Here is a 15,538-nt window from a genome sequence, read left to right on the forward strand (position 1 = left end):
TACATAAAGGAGGAGAGAGTGTGCTAAAAAAAGTCACCATCATGTTGATCCTGTTATCTCTATTAACTGCTTGTTCAAATCACTTTGAAGAGTATAAGGATGAGGGGATGCAATATCTGCAAGAGCAAAACTATGAAGCGGCTATTCAAGCCTTTGAAAAAGCCTTAGAAGAGGAAGAGTCCAAAGAAATAGAAGCGTTAAAAGAAGCAACGGAACTGCTGGTTAAAGCGATTGCTGCATACAAGTCAGGAGACTTTGCGAAGGCAGCAGAACTTGCAGATCAGCTGCAAAGCTTAAGCATTGATGAAGAAGGACAGGTTTGGCAGGAAGCACAAACATTAAAAGAAGAAGCCGATATAGCACTGCAGAAAATCAATGAGATGAAAGATAAAATCAGCCAAGGTAAAAAGCTGATGGAGGAAAGCGATTGGGATCAGGCTGCTGAGGCATTGAAGGAAGCAGAACAATTAGCTTCCAATACAGCTCTGAAAGAAATGGAAGATTTAAAGAAAGAAGCGGAAGCATTAGGGCAAGAGATCACAAAGCAGAAGTCGGCGGAATCGGCACAAACAGAACAGACAGAACAAACAGAAGAAACAAAACCGCCTGCACAGGAACAAAGTGAACAAAACGACACTGCTGCTGAACAGCCAAATGAGAAGGAAGACAAAGCTTCATTCCAAGAGACAGATGCAGAAGAGCTGCTGATGGGTTATTTAAATATAGAAGAAGGAACCAATGTGCATGTTCGTTATGACCATATGGACGACAATGGAAATTTCGTTCTGCAGGTATACGAGCGCATCATTGATAATCCGCAAACAAATGAAGGACATACCGCTACGATTGGATGGTATACAGTCAATCCGACTACGCAGGAAATAAAAGATTTATATTAATCTAACATTTTTAAGTACTTAATAAAGATAATTACAATAAAAACCCGATCAAGGAACAGCACTAGTTTAGCTGTCTGCTTGATCGGGTTCTTTTTATTACCTATTGAATGGCTCTTAATACCAACAGCGTTGATTTATTCAGACGGCTCACCAATAAAGAAATGGTTGATATATTCACTCCACACGATTTGTCCTTCGCTGTTAGGCGAATTTTCTTCGGTTAAATAATCAAGGAGTGCTGCATCCTGTGTTTCAGGCCAAGCTGTCCAGTGATCAAGATAGAGAAGCTCGTTCTGCTCAGCGTATTTCTTCAGTTCTTCCAGCTGTGTCAGGTAGAAGTTGGCCTGATAAATCGGCTGCGGCGGCTGTAAGACAAAGACGGTTTCAGGCTGAACTGCATGAACTTGCTCTATCCACGCTGATAGATGTGCGAGCGAATCTTCAATTCGAACTACACCATTATCTTTTAAGGTAAATGGCTCGAGCAGGATCATATCTGCTTCTGCATCTATTAAAGCTTGCACTTGGTTTTCAGTCGTGAAGTCAGCAGATGTACCATCAAAGATGCTAATTTCCACTTCTACGTGATCTGGTCCAAAGGCTTCTTCAATCGCAGCTTTTGTCATGGAAGCCCAGCCTTCTTCTTCGGTGCCAAGATATTTTGACCCAGCAATTAAGATCTTATAAGGGATCTGTTCTAGCAGTGTTACCTCAAATCGGTGTCGAGCTGTTTCTGGCCAATTTTGCGCTTTCGCCAGCAGCTCCTCAGCAGCAGCTTCAGATGAAGAGACTGTTTCTGTCTCGGTTTCTTGTGCGGCAGAATTGGATGGCTGCTGATCCGTAATCTGAACACTAGTACTTTCTTTCCAGTGATTATTTCCTAGAAACAGGACTACTGCACAGCTGATGGCAAGCAGGGTGATAAATAAATTTTTCATGACGTCCTCCAGTGATTGATTTAGAAAATTATTTCCAATTAAGAAATTGATCTTCCTTTATGACTAATTCTAGTATTAAATAGATAGAGTAATGTTTCGGAGATTACAATTTTATTTAAATTATGACAATAAATCACAATGTTAGCAATATCTTATGTTATAATACTTTTGCTTTTAGCATTTTATTAGGAGGATATTATGGAAGAAACGATTAGTCTAAAAGAACTATTTCAAACGCTAAAAAAGAGAATGGCTCTTATCATAGTCATCACATTAGTAGCCGTTATGGCGAGTGGTGCCGTAAGTTACTTTGTCTTAACCCCGGTTTACCAATCTTCAACCCAAATCCTTGTTAACCAGGCATCTGAAGAAGGTCAATACAGCACGAGTGAAGTTCAGACGAATTTGCAGCTGATTAACACATACAACGTTATTATTAAAAGTCCAGCGATATTAGAACTTGTAAACAAAGAATTAAATCTAGGTATGACTTCAGGTCAATTAAATTCAAAGATCTCTGTGCAAAGTGAGCAAAACTCTCAAGTCGTAACAATCTCTGTTCAGGATGAGAATGCCAGCACAGCAGCGAATATTGCCAATAAAACAGCAGAAGTATTTCAGCGTGAAATTGTTGAAATTATGAACATTAATAACGTTACAATACTAGCGCAAGCAGAAGTAACAGAGAACCAATCTCCTGTTAAACCGCAGCCGGTATTAAACATTGCAATTGCCCTAGTAGTGGGAGCTATGGCCGGTGTTGGTCTGGCATTTCTATTAGAATATATGGATAACACTGTGAAAACCGAGCAGGATATCGAAAAGATCGCCGAATTGCCAGTCATTGGTGTGATTGCGACGATTGACAAATCAGCTGAAACAGCAAATCGTGCCGAGCGAAATACAAGATTAAGAGGTGAGACGATTGGCTCTTAGAAAACGAGATAAAAAGATGTTACTGGATAGTAAGAGAAAGCTTATTACTAAACAGGATCCGAAGTCACCAATTGCAGAACAATACCGTACGATTCGTACAAATATTCAATTCTCAGCCATCGATGAAGAAATTCGCACCATTCTTGTTACTTCTTCTGGTCCTGGCGAAGGAAAATCGACAACAGTTGCCAATTTAGCCGTTGTCTTTGCACAGCAGGGCAAAAGAGTTCTCCTTGTGGATGCAGACTTAAGAAAGCCGACGGTTCATTATACGTTTAATACGCTGAACACAACCGGCTTAACCAATGTCTTAACGAATCAAATGCCTCTGATGGAGGCTGTAAAGGCAAACGACGAAAAGAATCTTTATATTCTTCCTAGCGGACCGATCCCGCCAAATCCATCTGAATTGCTTGGCTCAAAGGCAATGAGCCGCGTCATGCAGGAAGCATTACATGAATTCGACATCATCCTGTTTGATACACCACCGGTACTAGCGGTAACAGATGCACAGATTCTTGCCAACAAATGTGAAGGTACGATCATTGTTGTTGGAAGCGGCAAGACAGAAAAAGAACAGCTGCTGAAATCAAAAGAGATGCTGACAGCAGCGCAGGCAAAGATCTTAGGTGTTGTATTAAACAACAAAAAGATGAAAGACACCGACAATTATTATTATTACGGTGCAAACTGACAAGTTTCGACAAATTCTACTCTTTACCAGACAAAAGCGAGATGTTAGTATGACAATAGATTTGTATTTTGGGAACTTACTGGGAGCTGATGAATAGAATGATAGACATTCATTGTCATATTCTAGCGGATGTAGATGATGGAGCGAAAACAATGGAAGATAGCATCGAGATGGCGAAAGCTGCGGTTAAAGAAGGGCTAAAGACCATTATTGCGACTCCGCATCTAAATCAATCCTATCAAAACTATCGGGTAGACATTACAACCAAAGTACGGGAACTAAATGACGTTTTGGCAAAAGAGCAGATTCCGTTAACGATTCTCCCTGGCCAAGAGGTCAGAATATACGGCGAACTTCTTGAAGACCTGCAGGAAGGCAAGATTCTGCCATTGAATCATACGCAATACCTCTTTGTGGAGCTGCCTTCAAACCATGTTCCAAGATATACGGAGAGACTGCTATACGATATTCAGATGGAAGAACTCACGCCGATCATTGTTCACCCAGAACGGAACAAGCAGCTTCTCGAGCAGCCGGATCTGCTATACCAGTTTGTGAAAAATGGGGCATTAACACAAGTAACCGCCTCAAGTCTTAATGGACATTTCGGGAAAAACATCCAAAAGTTCTCCACTCAGCTGCTTGATTCAAACTTAACGCATTTTGTCGCATCTGATGCCCATAACACGATTAACCGCAATTTCCAGATGGCAGACGCATTTGCGAAGGTACAATCGGAATATGGATCGGATATGGTATACCTGCTAACAGAAAATGCGCAGCTGCTATTGAGCGGACACAACGTTTACAAAGAGATCCCAGAAAAGGTCAGAAGGAAAAAGCTATTTGGCATCTTCTAAGGTTGGACTCTCGTGATAACCACTGTCAGAAATTAAGTATCTAATGAAATCAGCTTAGGTTCTTCTTAGATACTCTTTTTTCTAACAAAAAATAGGTCAAAAAGCATAAGGAATTTCTAAAAATTCACTTGCAATTTCAGTTTGGGGGCTTACAAGTTGTCGTATCAAAAAAGAATGACCTTATTAATTTTGCTCGATTCATTAATCGTTTTATCCGCTATTTATGTAAGCTACCTCACCCTGCACCCGACACTCAAAATATTTACATTAGAAACGCTGCTTGTACTTTCAATCACCTTACTGCTTAGCCATCATATTTTTGCCTCTGTTTATCGACTGTATAGTAAGGCATGGGAGTATGCAAGCGTAGGAGAGCTAATCGTGATCGTTAAAGCGGTGAGTTTATCCATTCTAATGACAGCGATTGTTCAGCAATTCGCATTCCAGGATATATACTTCCGGGCGTTAATGCTGACATGGATGATGCATGTATTGCTGATCGGAGGGTCCCGCTTTTCCTGGCGGATGTATCGCGATCGAATCATCAAACCAGAGGTTGAACCCGAGCGGGCGCTCATTATTGGGGCCGGTGCGGCCGGTACCATGCTGGCGCGTCAGCTGCTGAACAACCCTGATGCCGGAATGAAGCCGGTGGCGTTTATCGATGATGACCGTTCGAAATACCGTCTGCAAATTCATGGCGTTTCCGTTGTAGGCGGAAGTGACGCGATCAAAGAAACAGTGGAAAGCTTAGAAGTGCAAAAGATCATTATCGCCATTCCGTCACTGAACAAAGTCGAAATGCAGCGGATCTTCGAGAAATGCGCGGGCTTAAAAGCAAAAACCGTGATCATGCCGATGATCGAAGACGTGATGCTTGGCAGAGTATCTGTGAACCAATTCCGCGATGTCCAGGTAGAGGACCTGCTTGGCCGTGATCCGGTCGTACTCGATACAGAGAGCATTTCCAAAAAACTGACTGGAAAAACGATTCTCATCACAGGAGCAGGCGGTTCGATCGGTTCAGAAATATGCCGCCAAGTATACAAGTTCAAACCGAAAAAAATGATTCTGCTTGGACACGGAGAAAACTCCATTTATACCATTGATATGGAACTCCGGAACTTAAAGAAAAATGACATTGACATTATACCTGTTATTGCCGATGTGCAAGACCGTAACCGCATCTTTGAGGTAATGGAATTACATAGTCCAGATGTTGTTTACCATGCGGCGGCACATAAACATGTTCCGCTTATGGAATACAATCCAAAAGAAGCGGTTAAAAACAATGTACTCGGCACCAAAAATGTTGCTGAAGCAGCAGATATGTTCTCTGTTGGCACATTCGTGCTTGTATCAACCGACAAAGCCGTGAATCCAACGAACGTGATGGGCTCGACGAAACGGATTGCCGAAATGGTCATTCAAGAGCTAGATAAGCATAGTACAACCAAGTATGTCGCTGTGCGATTCGGAAATGTTCTTGGCAGCCGCGGCAGTGTCATTCCGCTGTTCAAAAAGCAAATTCAAGCGGGCGGTCCAGTAACCGTTACACACCCAGAAATGACACGCTATTTCATGACGATCCCGGAAGCATCAAGACTTGTCATGCAGGCAGGAGCTCTTGCGGGTGGCGGGGAAATCTTTGTACTGGACATGGGTGAACCAGTCAAGATCGTCGACCTAGCGAAAAACTTAATTCAACTATCAGGTTATTCTATAGAAGAAATCGGTATTAAATATGCGGGCATTCGTCCAGGAGAAAAGATGTTTGAAGAGCTTCTTGGTGAAAACGAAGTGCATCCAGAAGCCATCTATCCAAAAATCTTTATTGGAAAAACCGCTAATTTGCATATCGATGAAGTGACAGAACTCATCAATCATCTTGATATGGATGAAGTAGAGCTCAGCAAAACGGTACTTGATATTGCCAATAACCGAGTAAAATCCAAGGAAGCCGTACTAGTAGCTAACTAAGGAGGCCACTAACCATGAAAGTAAGAAAAGCAATCATCCCAGCAGCAGGACTTGGAACAAGATTCCTGCCAGCTACAAAAGCAATGCCAAAGGAAATGCTGCCAATCGTTGACAAACCAACAATTCAATATATTGTTGAAGAAGCGATCGAAGCAGGAATTGAAGACATCATCATTGTAACAGGCAAAGGCAAAAGAGCGATTGAAGATCACTTCGATAACTCTTTTGAACTAGAGCAAAACCTTATCGAAAAAGGCAAGCTTGATCTGCTGAACGAGGTTCAAAAATCATCCAAAGTAGACATTCACTATATCCGTCAAAAAGAACCAAAAGGATTAGGACATGCGGTCTGGTGTGCCCGTAAATTCATTGGTGACGAGCCATTTGCTGTACTGCTTGGAGATGATATCGTTCAAGCAGAAACACCATGCTTAAAGCAATTAATGAACGAATATGATCAAACATTCTCTTCTGTCATCGGAGTCCAAACCGTGCCAGAAAACGAAACACATCGCTATGGTATTATTGACCCTTCTAGTCAAAATGGGCGACGCTACCAAGTGAACCAGTTCGTTGAAAAACCAAAGCAAGGAACAGCACCATCTAACCTGGCAATCATGGGCCGTTACGTCTTAACACCTGAAATCTTTATGTTCCTAGACAAGCAGGAAAAAGGCGCAGGCGGAGAAATCCAGCTTACTGACGCGATCCAGCAGCTAAACGAAATCCAACGCGTATTTGCCTACGACTTCGAAGGTACACGCTACGACGTCGGTGAAAAGTTCGGCTTCATCAAAACAACACTCGAATTCGCCCTGCAAAACGAAGAAATCAAGGACGATCTAGTGGAATACATGGAAACGAAACTAAATGAATTAAAAGCATTAAAAGTATAGACACTGACATTCTAGATAAGCTGTTCCTCAACACAAACAGTTTATCTAGATCTTTTTTTGTCCAAAACATGTCTCAATATGTAACAAATTGTTGAAAGAACCAATGGTGATGTCTCCTGACCACTATCAATGGAGGCACTCGGCTGCGCTGTGGGTGGGAACCTTAGACATTTTTGTCGGTGGTGTGGTGTGAGGTGGGGTTGGATGCCCTTTATTATTTAAATTTTTGATAATGTGTAAGTTTGGACTTTTTTCCACGAGAATGAGGTGCTCTGATGAGTGTATACAATAGTAAGAAAAAATAAAAAGGGTTTGACCTTAATTGAATTAATAGTTGTAACAGCTATTTTGTTAATAATAGCAGCGATTGCAATTCCGTCTATTGTAAATATTAAGAGCAATGCAAAAAGGGATGTTTTTCTTGTTAATCAGGAAGAGCTTGAGAAAAAGTATGAGGCTCATTTAGCTTTACATGAAGTTGGTCATTCAGACGTCTTGTTTGCGGATTTTCTCCATGATAATGATAGTGAAGTATGTCTTGATGATGGAGAGTTTCGATATGTTGATGGTGAGGTTAAATGTAGCATTCACTCGGATGAGGAGAATGATGAGGAAGAAAATGAAGGTGGAGTGCCGTTTTTGTGATTGGGTGGTGATGGGGAACTGAGTATCGTAGTTAGATTTGGTGCTAGAAACCATGCGGGATAAGGGTTTGAGGTGTTTTTAGTGAGAATTATAGATTGATTGAATTGTATATGTAATAGGAAGAAACTTGTTTTAGGGTGATAAATGAAAGAATATCTATTTCGTATTTGCTTGGTAGATTGAATAGATATTACGAGATGGTTTTTAACAGTTAAACATAATATATGTTGATATTTTTATCTATTTCTCATATATATTGCATATTAAATGCGAGGTGGCTACAGTAGTAGATAACAATTTTAGTGGTTTAGTAGTTGTTTAGAGGAAAAGAGCCTCTAATTAAGTCCTAATCTACTAAAGAACAAATTTTAAGGAGTGTAGCTAGATGTATATGAAGGTTAAAAGGTTAATAGATATCATTCTTTCTTTAATTGGAATTATTGTTCTATCTCCAATTTTTTTAATTCTAATTATTGCTATTAAGATTGATTCAAGAGGGCCGGTTCTGTTTAAGCAAAAACGTGTAGGAATAAACAAGACACATTTCAACATTTTAAAATTCCGTACCATGAGAATAGATACACCGAAGGACACTCCAACTCACTTATTAAGTAATCCAGAACAGTATATCACAAAGATGGGTAAATTTCTGAGAAAGACTTCACTTGATGAGCTACCGCAGATTTGGAATATCTTTGTTGGCCAGATGAGTATTATTGGGCCAAGACCAGCACTATGGAATCAGTACGATCTAATAGCTGAACGAGATAAATATGGCGCTAATGATGTACCACCTGGATTGACAGGTTGGGCACAGATTAATGGTAGAGATGAGCTTCCTATCGAAATTAAGGCTAAGTTGGATGGGGAGTATGTTGAAATGATTAACCCTTGGATGGATGTAAAGTGCTTCTTTGGGACCATCGTAAGTGTTGTGAAGAGTGATGGCGTTGTTGAAGGTGGGACTGGAGAAATATATAAAGAGAAAAGAGAAAAAATGACAAGTAAAAAACTGTAGTTGGAGACTATGTTCACCAATATAGAAATATGACTGTTATATTCCGATAATAGCCGAATGTGAAGAATGAACTTAATTTTTGTTTTGTGGAGGATAGTATGAACTTTTCTGTATTAATGTCTGTATATAAAAATGACAACCCTGAATTTTTTAAAATTGCTTTAAATAGCATTTTCGATGAACAAACATTGAAGCCAAATCAGATAGTATTAGTTTTGGATGGCCCGGTCACAAAAGAAATTTCTAATATTATAGATGATTTCGCTATGAGGAATCCTGAAACTTTAACATTGGTTCCTTTAAAAGAAAATGTTGGACTTGGAGAGGCTTTGAGGATTGGAACTACTTACTGTAAATATCAATATATTTGCCGCATGGATTCTGATGACGTTAGTGATGGTAAACGTTTTGAAAAGCAAATATCGTTTATGGAGTGTCATCCTAAGATTGATGTTCTTGGCTCAAATATTATGGAGTTTGCTAATAGTATAGATGAAAAAGAAATGATGATTAGAGAGGTTCCCCAAAGCATGGGGGATATATCAAGGTTTTCCAAGAAGAGAAACCCAATGAATCATGTAACTGTATGTATGAAGAAATCAGCACTAGAAAAGTGTGGCGGATATGAGACATGTTTACTTCTGGAAGATTATTATCTTTGGCTTAAAATGATTGCGAATGGATGTAAATTGGAAAATATGGCTGAACCATTAGTATATGTTCGTGTTGGGAATGGCTTTATATCAAAAAGGGGTTCAAAAACTCGGATAGTAGGGTGGAAGAAACTTCAGGAATACATGCTTGAACATAATATGATTACTCGTTTTGAAGCAATAATGAATATGATTTATATTTGTGCATTTGTTTTGACACCTAATGTAATTAAAGGTTCCTTGTATAAGAGGTTTCTTCGTAAATGACTGTATGTTTTATTAAATACTGAATTATAATTATACCAGTGTAAAGAATAGGAGGGATAATTATGCCGTTATTCTCAGTTATTATTCCATGCTATAATGCTAAGAAAAGTATAGTGAGATGTATAGATTCCCTGGTTAACCAGACTTTCCAAGATTTCGATGTAATATTAATTGATGATTGCTCGCAGGATGATACATTTAATTTCTTAAAGCAATATATCCAGAACGTACCCTTAGATATAAAATTATTAAAGAATATAGAAAATTCAGGGCCGGCTTTTTCACGCAATGTGGGTATTGCTGCTTCTGAATCAATATATATAGCGTTTTGCGATAGTGATGACTGGTATGAAAATAATTATCTTCAACTCATGTATGATATTGCCTCAACCCAAAATGCAGATATTGTGTTTTGCAATAGTCGTCGTGTTTTTAGCAATGGAAAGTATATGTTGTTAAATAATATATCAGGAATTCCGAAAGACGGATCAATGAAAGATGTTTTAGTAACGGGAGTGGATTCACTTGGATCAATGGTTGTAAAACGTAGTATTATTTCAAAATGCCATATTCCTAATTTGAGGAATGGTGAGGATATGGCGGTAATTCCAGTTCTAATAGCCAATTCTAAAAAGTTCGGATTCACTGAAGGTTTTATCTATAATTATTACTATACTGGAAACTCTCTTTCAACAAGAGTTTCACAAAAAGTAGTCGATTCGCTTCTTGAATCCTTTGCCTTTATTGAAAATCACTTATCAGATGACTTACGTAAAGAATGTGAATTTTTGGGCGTTCGTAATGTGCTGTATGGTGCATTATTGAATGCATTTAAAGTAAAATATCAGCCTGCTGTGGCTAAAGAAATCATTCAAAATTTTGAAAGGAAATATCCAGATTGGAACAACAATCAATATTTATACTTACTTCCAAGATATAAAAGATTATTTTTGAAGTTGATAAAAAAACGTATATACTTTGGCGTTTGGTGTATGGCTTTAATGCATACATTATTACTTAAGCTAGGGTTGGTGTAAAGGAAGGAGACAGTCCTTGAAAAATATTCAATATTTAGGAGCGAAGCTTAAGAGTAAATTATTCCGCAGCGATGAGATGATTAACAAGTATTTCCGTAAACAGGGAATTACTATCGGGAATAACTGTCACATATATTCCAATATTTTATCATCTGAGCCATATCTAATTTCAATTGGCGATAATGTTACCTTTTCCAATGATGTACAGTTAATTAATCATGATAATAGTATATGTAAAATATCCCCTGATAAGACTGATATTTTTGGTCGAATTGAAATTGGTAATAATTGCTTTATTGGTGCTAGAACTATTCTATTATATGGTGTGACTTTAGCAGACGATATTATTGTTGCAGCAGGTAGTGTAGTTACTCGCTCGTTTAGCGAATCTGGGATTATTATAGGGGGTAATCCAGCCAAAAAAATCGGAGATTGGGATACTTTTGAAAAAAAAGTAAGTCCTTATGCTTTAAATATTGAAGGTTTATCACCAAGTGAAAAAAAACAACTCATTCTAAATGATCAAACATTAATAAAAAAGTAAGAAGATAGGTGCCTATGAAAAAAATTAGTGTAATTATTCCAGTTTATAATATGGAGCAATCATTAGAGTATTGTATGCAATCAATACTGAATCAAACTTATAAAAACTTTGAAATCATTTTGGTAGATGATGGGTCAAAGGACAATAGCTACAAAGTTTGTTGTCAGTTGGCAAAAAAAGATTCTCGTATTAAAGTGGTTCACACTGAGAATCGAGGTTCGGGTCCTGCTCGAAATACGGGTATTGATTTGGCTAGTGGTGATTATGTGTACTTCCCAGACGCTGATGATATATTAGCTAGTAATACTTTGGAGAAGTTAACGAAGATTATTGAAAAGGAATCACATGATCTTATTGTATTTGGATACAAGAGTGTAAATTCCGATGGTAAGTTAATGAGTGAAAAATCATATCCATATAAGGTGGTAGATGGGGATAAGATTCGTTCATCTTATTTTTCTTATATTACAATGACATCCCCATTTGGTATTCAAGGTGCCCCATGGAATAAGTTATTTAACTTGAAACTTATAAAGGAGCACGGACTATATTTTCCAGCACTTCGTCGACACCAAGATGATGCGTTTATTGGAAAATATATGTGTTTCGCATCTAGTGTTTGTTTTATCGAGGATGTATTTTACACTTACTATACAAATGATTTATCAAAAGAGTGGGACAAGTATCCAGTTACATATTTGGATGCTGTTATTGGACTAAATCAAATTCGAAAAGAAACAATATGGTTATGGAATAAGGAAGATATGGCTACTCATAACGTGTTAAAATGCGAATTTATTTGCAATGCAATAAAGGCCCTTGAATTATCATTTTCATCAAAGATGAATTTGACAATTTCTACTAGAAAAAAGTGGATTGTACAATCCATAAAAAAGGCGCAGCTAGATGATTATACATTTCCTGATGTTTCGGGGTACAGGTATCAAAAATGGATTATGAGGCACATTTCTCATAAAAATTATTATCAATTGTATTTAGTTCTTGCTACAAAAGTATTTCTTCAAAAAAATCTGTTTTCTTTCTACATGACAATTAAGAAGCAACTAAAAAGCAGCCAATAAAATAATTTAATTTTAGTGTTTAAAGTGTTGTTGCATGAAAGGATAAAAAATATGTGTTTTGCTGATCGTCGGAATCGTATGCTTATTAATATTCTATTATTTATACTATTTCTTAATATATTTCTAAATTTTATTTCTCCTTTTATTCAAATATTTATGGGAGTATCAAGTACATCGAATATAACATTGGTTATATATACAATAACCTTACTCGTATGCTTGTATAGAATAATTCAATATAGACTTTTTACTATTAATAAAGTTCTTTTCTATATCTCTATAATGATCTTTTTTATGTTTCATTATTTTCTATTTGCAAACTCAAGATTATATCTTCTTTCTGATAATATGATATTAATATATGTATTCTTTTTGCCGTTATGTATATTTATGGTATCGAGTATAAAAGAATGGGATGAATTTATTAAAATTTCTTATAAATATTCTGTATGGGCAATTATTCTTTCAATGTTTATTCTAACACTAGGGTTAAATAGGTCATTGAACTATATGGAATTTTCATATGGACTTTTACCATTTTTGTGTTTTTTATTGTTTAATTGTTTAGAGAATTATAGGATAACAAAATTACTATATCTAGTCGTTGGAGTAATAGTTTTACTGCTATTTGGAGCAAGGTCACCTTTGTTATTTTTAATTGTACTGCTACTTTATTGGATGATAACTAACCTATCAAGAATAAAAGGGATATTTGTGACTATCGTAGTTGGATTGTGCCTTTTCTTAGTTTCCTTAAACATGGAATTTATATTTCGATATTTAAGTGGAGTTAATTCCAAAATGAATTCATATGTTTTGAGTAATTTACTCGCTGGTGAATTCTTTTCCTCTAGTAGCAGAATTCATATTTATGAAGAAAGTAGAGCAATAATTGGAAACATGGGACTAAGCATGTATGGTTTATTTGGGGATCGTAATATGTCAAGTGGTGTTTATTCGCATAACATCATATATGAAATATTAATTTCTTTTGGCTGGTTTTTTGGTGTTATTGTACTTACTGCACTATTAACAATTATTCTGAAAGCTTATTTCAGCAGCAGTAAGAACGGCAAATTGTTGGTAGTGACATTTTCACTTGCATTGTTTGCTAGGTATTTCATATCTGGTAGTTTTGTTATGGAACAAATGTTTTATATATATGTTGCAATCATGATTTCGATAATTATAGGAAATAAAAAGAAAAGGGTAGTTTAGATGATAAATTTTATAAAAAGATTTATTAAATATTTGTGGGGGCTTTGGGTATTGAAATTGCACCCAATTAAAGCTCAGATTTTGACTATAGACGAAACCATTGATTTTATAGCTGTTGAAGGAAATTCTATGGTTAGGTTTGGGGATGGAGAATTTTCGTTGATGGAAGGAAAGGACATTGAAGGCTACCAAAAATCTAATGAACGGTTATCTGAAGAATTAGCAAAAGTAATAAAGGATGTAAATAATTCAAGATTATTAATTTGTCTTCCAGAACCAATTAATGGTGTTTCGGAGTATGTATATACATCTCGATGGCATTGGGTAGCACACCTAGCACAAAATTGGAAAAGGTACAATAAAGTTTGCAAAACTGATATAGACTATGGGAACGCTTTTATTTCTCGTCCTTATATGATTTATAAGAATAAAGAACAGAGCAGTAGATGGTTTGAAAGGATTATTAGTATATGGGAAGGCCGTGATGTAGTCCTAGTTGAAGGTAAGTTTAGCCGTTCTGGTGTAGGCAATGATCTATTTTCAAATGTGAGAAGTTTGAGGAGAATCCTTTGCCCACCAAAAAATTCATTTGAACATTATGATGAAATACTTGAGGCGGTGTTAAAACTTGATAAGAAGTCTCTCATATTACTTTCAGTGGGACCAACAAGTAAACCACTTGCAAAGGTTTTGGCTGATAGTGGTTATTGGACTTTGGATATCGGACATTTAGATTCTGAATATGAATGGTATAGAGCACAAACACGTTCGAAAATTCCTTTAGTAAATAAGCATTCAGCAGAAATTACAGATGAGGGAATTGGGGAATGTGATGATGAGGAATACTTGAAATCAATAATATTAACAATTGGAAAGCGATTAGATTAAGGAGTTATATAATGTTGCCACTGATAAGTGTAATTGTACCAGTATATAATGTTGAAAAGTTCCTTGATAGATGTATTGATAGTATATTAAATCAGACTTATACAAATTTGGAAGTTATCTTAGTTGATGACGGCTCCACAGATAGGTCACTAGAAATTTGTAAAAACTATCAGGCATGTGATGGGAGAATAAAGGTTATTCATAAGACTAATGGTGGGGTTAGTAGTGCTCGTAATGTTGGATTACTTTCAACAAATGGTAAATATATCAGTTTTGTTGACAGTGATGACTACCTTGAGCCCAATTGCTTAAGTATTCTTTACGAAGCGTTAATTAATAATAATTGTGATATAGCTTGTTCAAATATTATTTGTGAATCCGTTAATGGTAAGGAGCTTAATATACTTAAGTATAATGAATCAAATGTGATTTTTGATGTAAATCATTATGATATGTATAATCGTTCAGTTTATAATAAATTATTTAGTAGTAACTGCCTCAAAACACAATATGGTCCACTTTTGTTTGATGAGTCACTATATTATGGAGAAGATGCATTATTTACTATCAGCGCTTTTTCGAACGCAAAAAACATAATAAGACTTTCAAATCCTCTATACCATTATGTAATACACGAGAACAGTGCTATGCAAAAATTTTCAATTAAATCATTAACCGAAATAGATGCTTGGAGCAAAATTGTTAATATATTGAAACCCTTTCCCGAAGCACAAAATGAGGCGCGAGCCCAATACAGTTTGAATTCACAGCGCATTTTAATAAATATCTTCAGACATCAAAGCAAAGATATTAAACTTCAGAAGAAGGTTTTAAAAAAAGTGAAAAAATATAGAAATGAAGTTTTAAATAGTAATTATATACCGTTAAACAATAAAATTTCATATTTTATATTTACTGTATGCCCAAGGACTTATACACACTTGTTAGATATTAGTAAAATTATATTAAAGCGATAAGAATAG

16 protein-coding genes are annotated in these 15,538 nt (G+C 36.6%); 15 read left to right on the forward strand and 1 reads right to left on the reverse strand.

The genetic code is table 11. The features are described from left to right. The first annotated feature begins 20 nt into the window (after nt 1–20). Nucleotides 21–899: an outer membrane protein assembly factor BamD gene (locus B7E07_RS02395; RefSeq protein ID WP_080843889.1), complete on the forward strand. Its 879-nt coding sequence runs from the start codon at nt 21–23 to the stop codon at nt 897–899. A 134-nt stretch (nt 900–1,033) separates the two neighbouring features. On the opposite strand, the gene B7E07_RS02400 is transcribed toward B7E07_RS02395, so the two are convergent. Continuing rightward, on the reverse strand, nt 1,034–1,837 hold the full coding sequence (locus B7E07_RS02400; RefSeq protein ID WP_080843890.1) for an SGNH/GDSL hydrolase family protein: 804 nt from the start codon (nt 1,835–1,837) through the stop codon (nt 1,034–1,036). 198 nt (nt 1,838–2,035) lie between these two features. Between B7E07_RS02400 and B7E07_RS02405 the strand changes: the two genes are divergently transcribed. The 14 genes from B7E07_RS02405 (at nt 2,036) to B7E07_RS02470 (ending at nt 15,532) form a co-directional block, all read left to right on the forward strand. After that, complete coding sequence (locus tag B7E07_RS02405; protein WP_080843891.1) at nt 2,036–2,773, forward strand: YveK family protein; 738 nt, start codon at nt 2,036–2,038, stop codon at nt 2,771–2,773. A gap of 16 nt (nt 2,774–2,789) precedes the next feature. Beyond that, on the forward strand, nt 2,790–3,467 hold the full coding sequence (locus B7E07_RS02410; RefSeq protein ID WP_080849083.1) for a CpsD/CapB family tyrosine-protein kinase: 678 nt from the start codon (nt 2,790–2,792) through the stop codon (nt 3,465–3,467). A 98-nt stretch (nt 3,468–3,565) separates the two neighbouring features. Further along, a complete protein-coding gene (locus tag B7E07_RS02415; RefSeq protein WP_080843892.1) occupies nt 3,566–4,327 on the forward strand; it encodes a tyrosine-protein phosphatase in 762 nt (253 codons plus the stop codon). A gap of 156 nt (nt 4,328–4,483) precedes the next feature. Further along, a complete protein-coding gene (locus tag B7E07_RS02420; RefSeq protein ID WP_080843893.1) occupies nt 4,484–6,307 on the forward strand; it encodes a polysaccharide biosynthesis protein in 1,824 nt (607 codons plus the stop codon). A 14-nt stretch (nt 6,308–6,321) separates the two neighbouring features. Next, nucleotides 6,322–7,203: a UTP--glucose-1-phosphate uridylyltransferase GalU gene (galU, locus tag B7E07_RS02425; protein WP_080843894.1), complete on the forward strand. Its 882-nt coding sequence runs from the start codon at nt 6,322–6,324 to the stop codon at nt 7,201–7,203. A 279-nt stretch (nt 7,204–7,482) separates the two neighbouring features. Beyond that, on the forward strand, nt 7,483–7,848 hold the full coding sequence (locus tag B7E07_RS02430; protein WP_080843895.1) for a prepilin-type N-terminal cleavage/methylation domain-containing protein: 366 nt from the start codon (nt 7,483–7,485) through the stop codon (nt 7,846–7,848). Between the two features lie 385 nt (nt 7,849–8,233). Then, on the forward strand, nt 8,234–8,866 hold the full coding sequence (locus B7E07_RS02435; RefSeq protein ID WP_080843896.1) for a sugar transferase: 633 nt from the start codon (nt 8,234–8,236) through the stop codon (nt 8,864–8,866). Between the two features lie 98 nt (nt 8,867–8,964). Then, nucleotides 8,965–9,786, forward strand: coding sequence for a glycosyltransferase (locus B7E07_RS02440; RefSeq protein ID WP_080843897.1), 822 nt, complete (start codon nt 8,965–8,967; stop codon nt 9,784–9,786). Nucleotides 9,787–9,848: 62 nt separating this feature from the next. Then, nucleotides 9,849–10,823 (forward strand): glycosyltransferase family 2 protein, encoded by a 975-nt coding sequence (locus tag B7E07_RS02445; protein WP_080843898.1) that lies wholly within the window; start codon nt 9,849–9,851, stop codon nt 10,821–10,823. 16 nt (nt 10,824–10,839) lie between these two features. Continuing rightward, nucleotides 10,840–11,367, forward strand: a complete 528-nt coding sequence (locus B7E07_RS02450; RefSeq protein ID WP_218970390.1) for an acyltransferase — start codon at nt 10,840–10,842, stop codon at nt 11,365–11,367. 14 nt (nt 11,368–11,381) lie between these two features. Continuing rightward, nucleotides 11,382–12,449 carry a glycosyltransferase family 2 protein gene (locus tag B7E07_RS02455; protein ID WP_080843899.1) on the forward strand — a complete coding sequence of 356 codons (1,068 nt, stop codon included), beginning with the start codon at nt 11,382–11,384 and terminating at the stop codon, nt 12,447–12,449. Between the two features lie 759 nt (nt 12,450–13,208). Beyond that, complete coding sequence (locus B7E07_RS23180) at nt 13,209–13,667, forward strand: hypothetical protein (RefSeq protein WP_218970391.1); 459 nt, start codon at nt 13,209–13,211, stop codon at nt 13,665–13,667. Further along, the gene (locus B7E07_RS02465; RefSeq protein WP_080843901.1) at nt 13,668–14,555 is read left to right on the forward strand and encodes an SP_1767 family glycosyltransferase; all 888 of its coding nucleotides are present in this window, start codon (nt 13,668–13,670) and stop codon (nt 14,553–14,555) included. Nucleotides 14,556–14,566: 11 nt separating this feature from the next. Further along, entirely contained in the window at nt 14,567–15,532 is a 966-nt protein-coding gene (locus B7E07_RS02470) for a glycosyltransferase family 2 protein (RefSeq protein WP_080843902.1), read from the forward strand. Nucleotides 15,533–15,538 lie beyond the last annotated feature (6 nt).

The sequence above is a fragment of the Cytobacillus gottheilii genome, assembly GCF_900166665.1.
GTDB lineage: Bacteria > Bacillota > Bacilli > Bacillales > Cytobacillaceae > Cytobacillus > Cytobacillus gottheilii_A.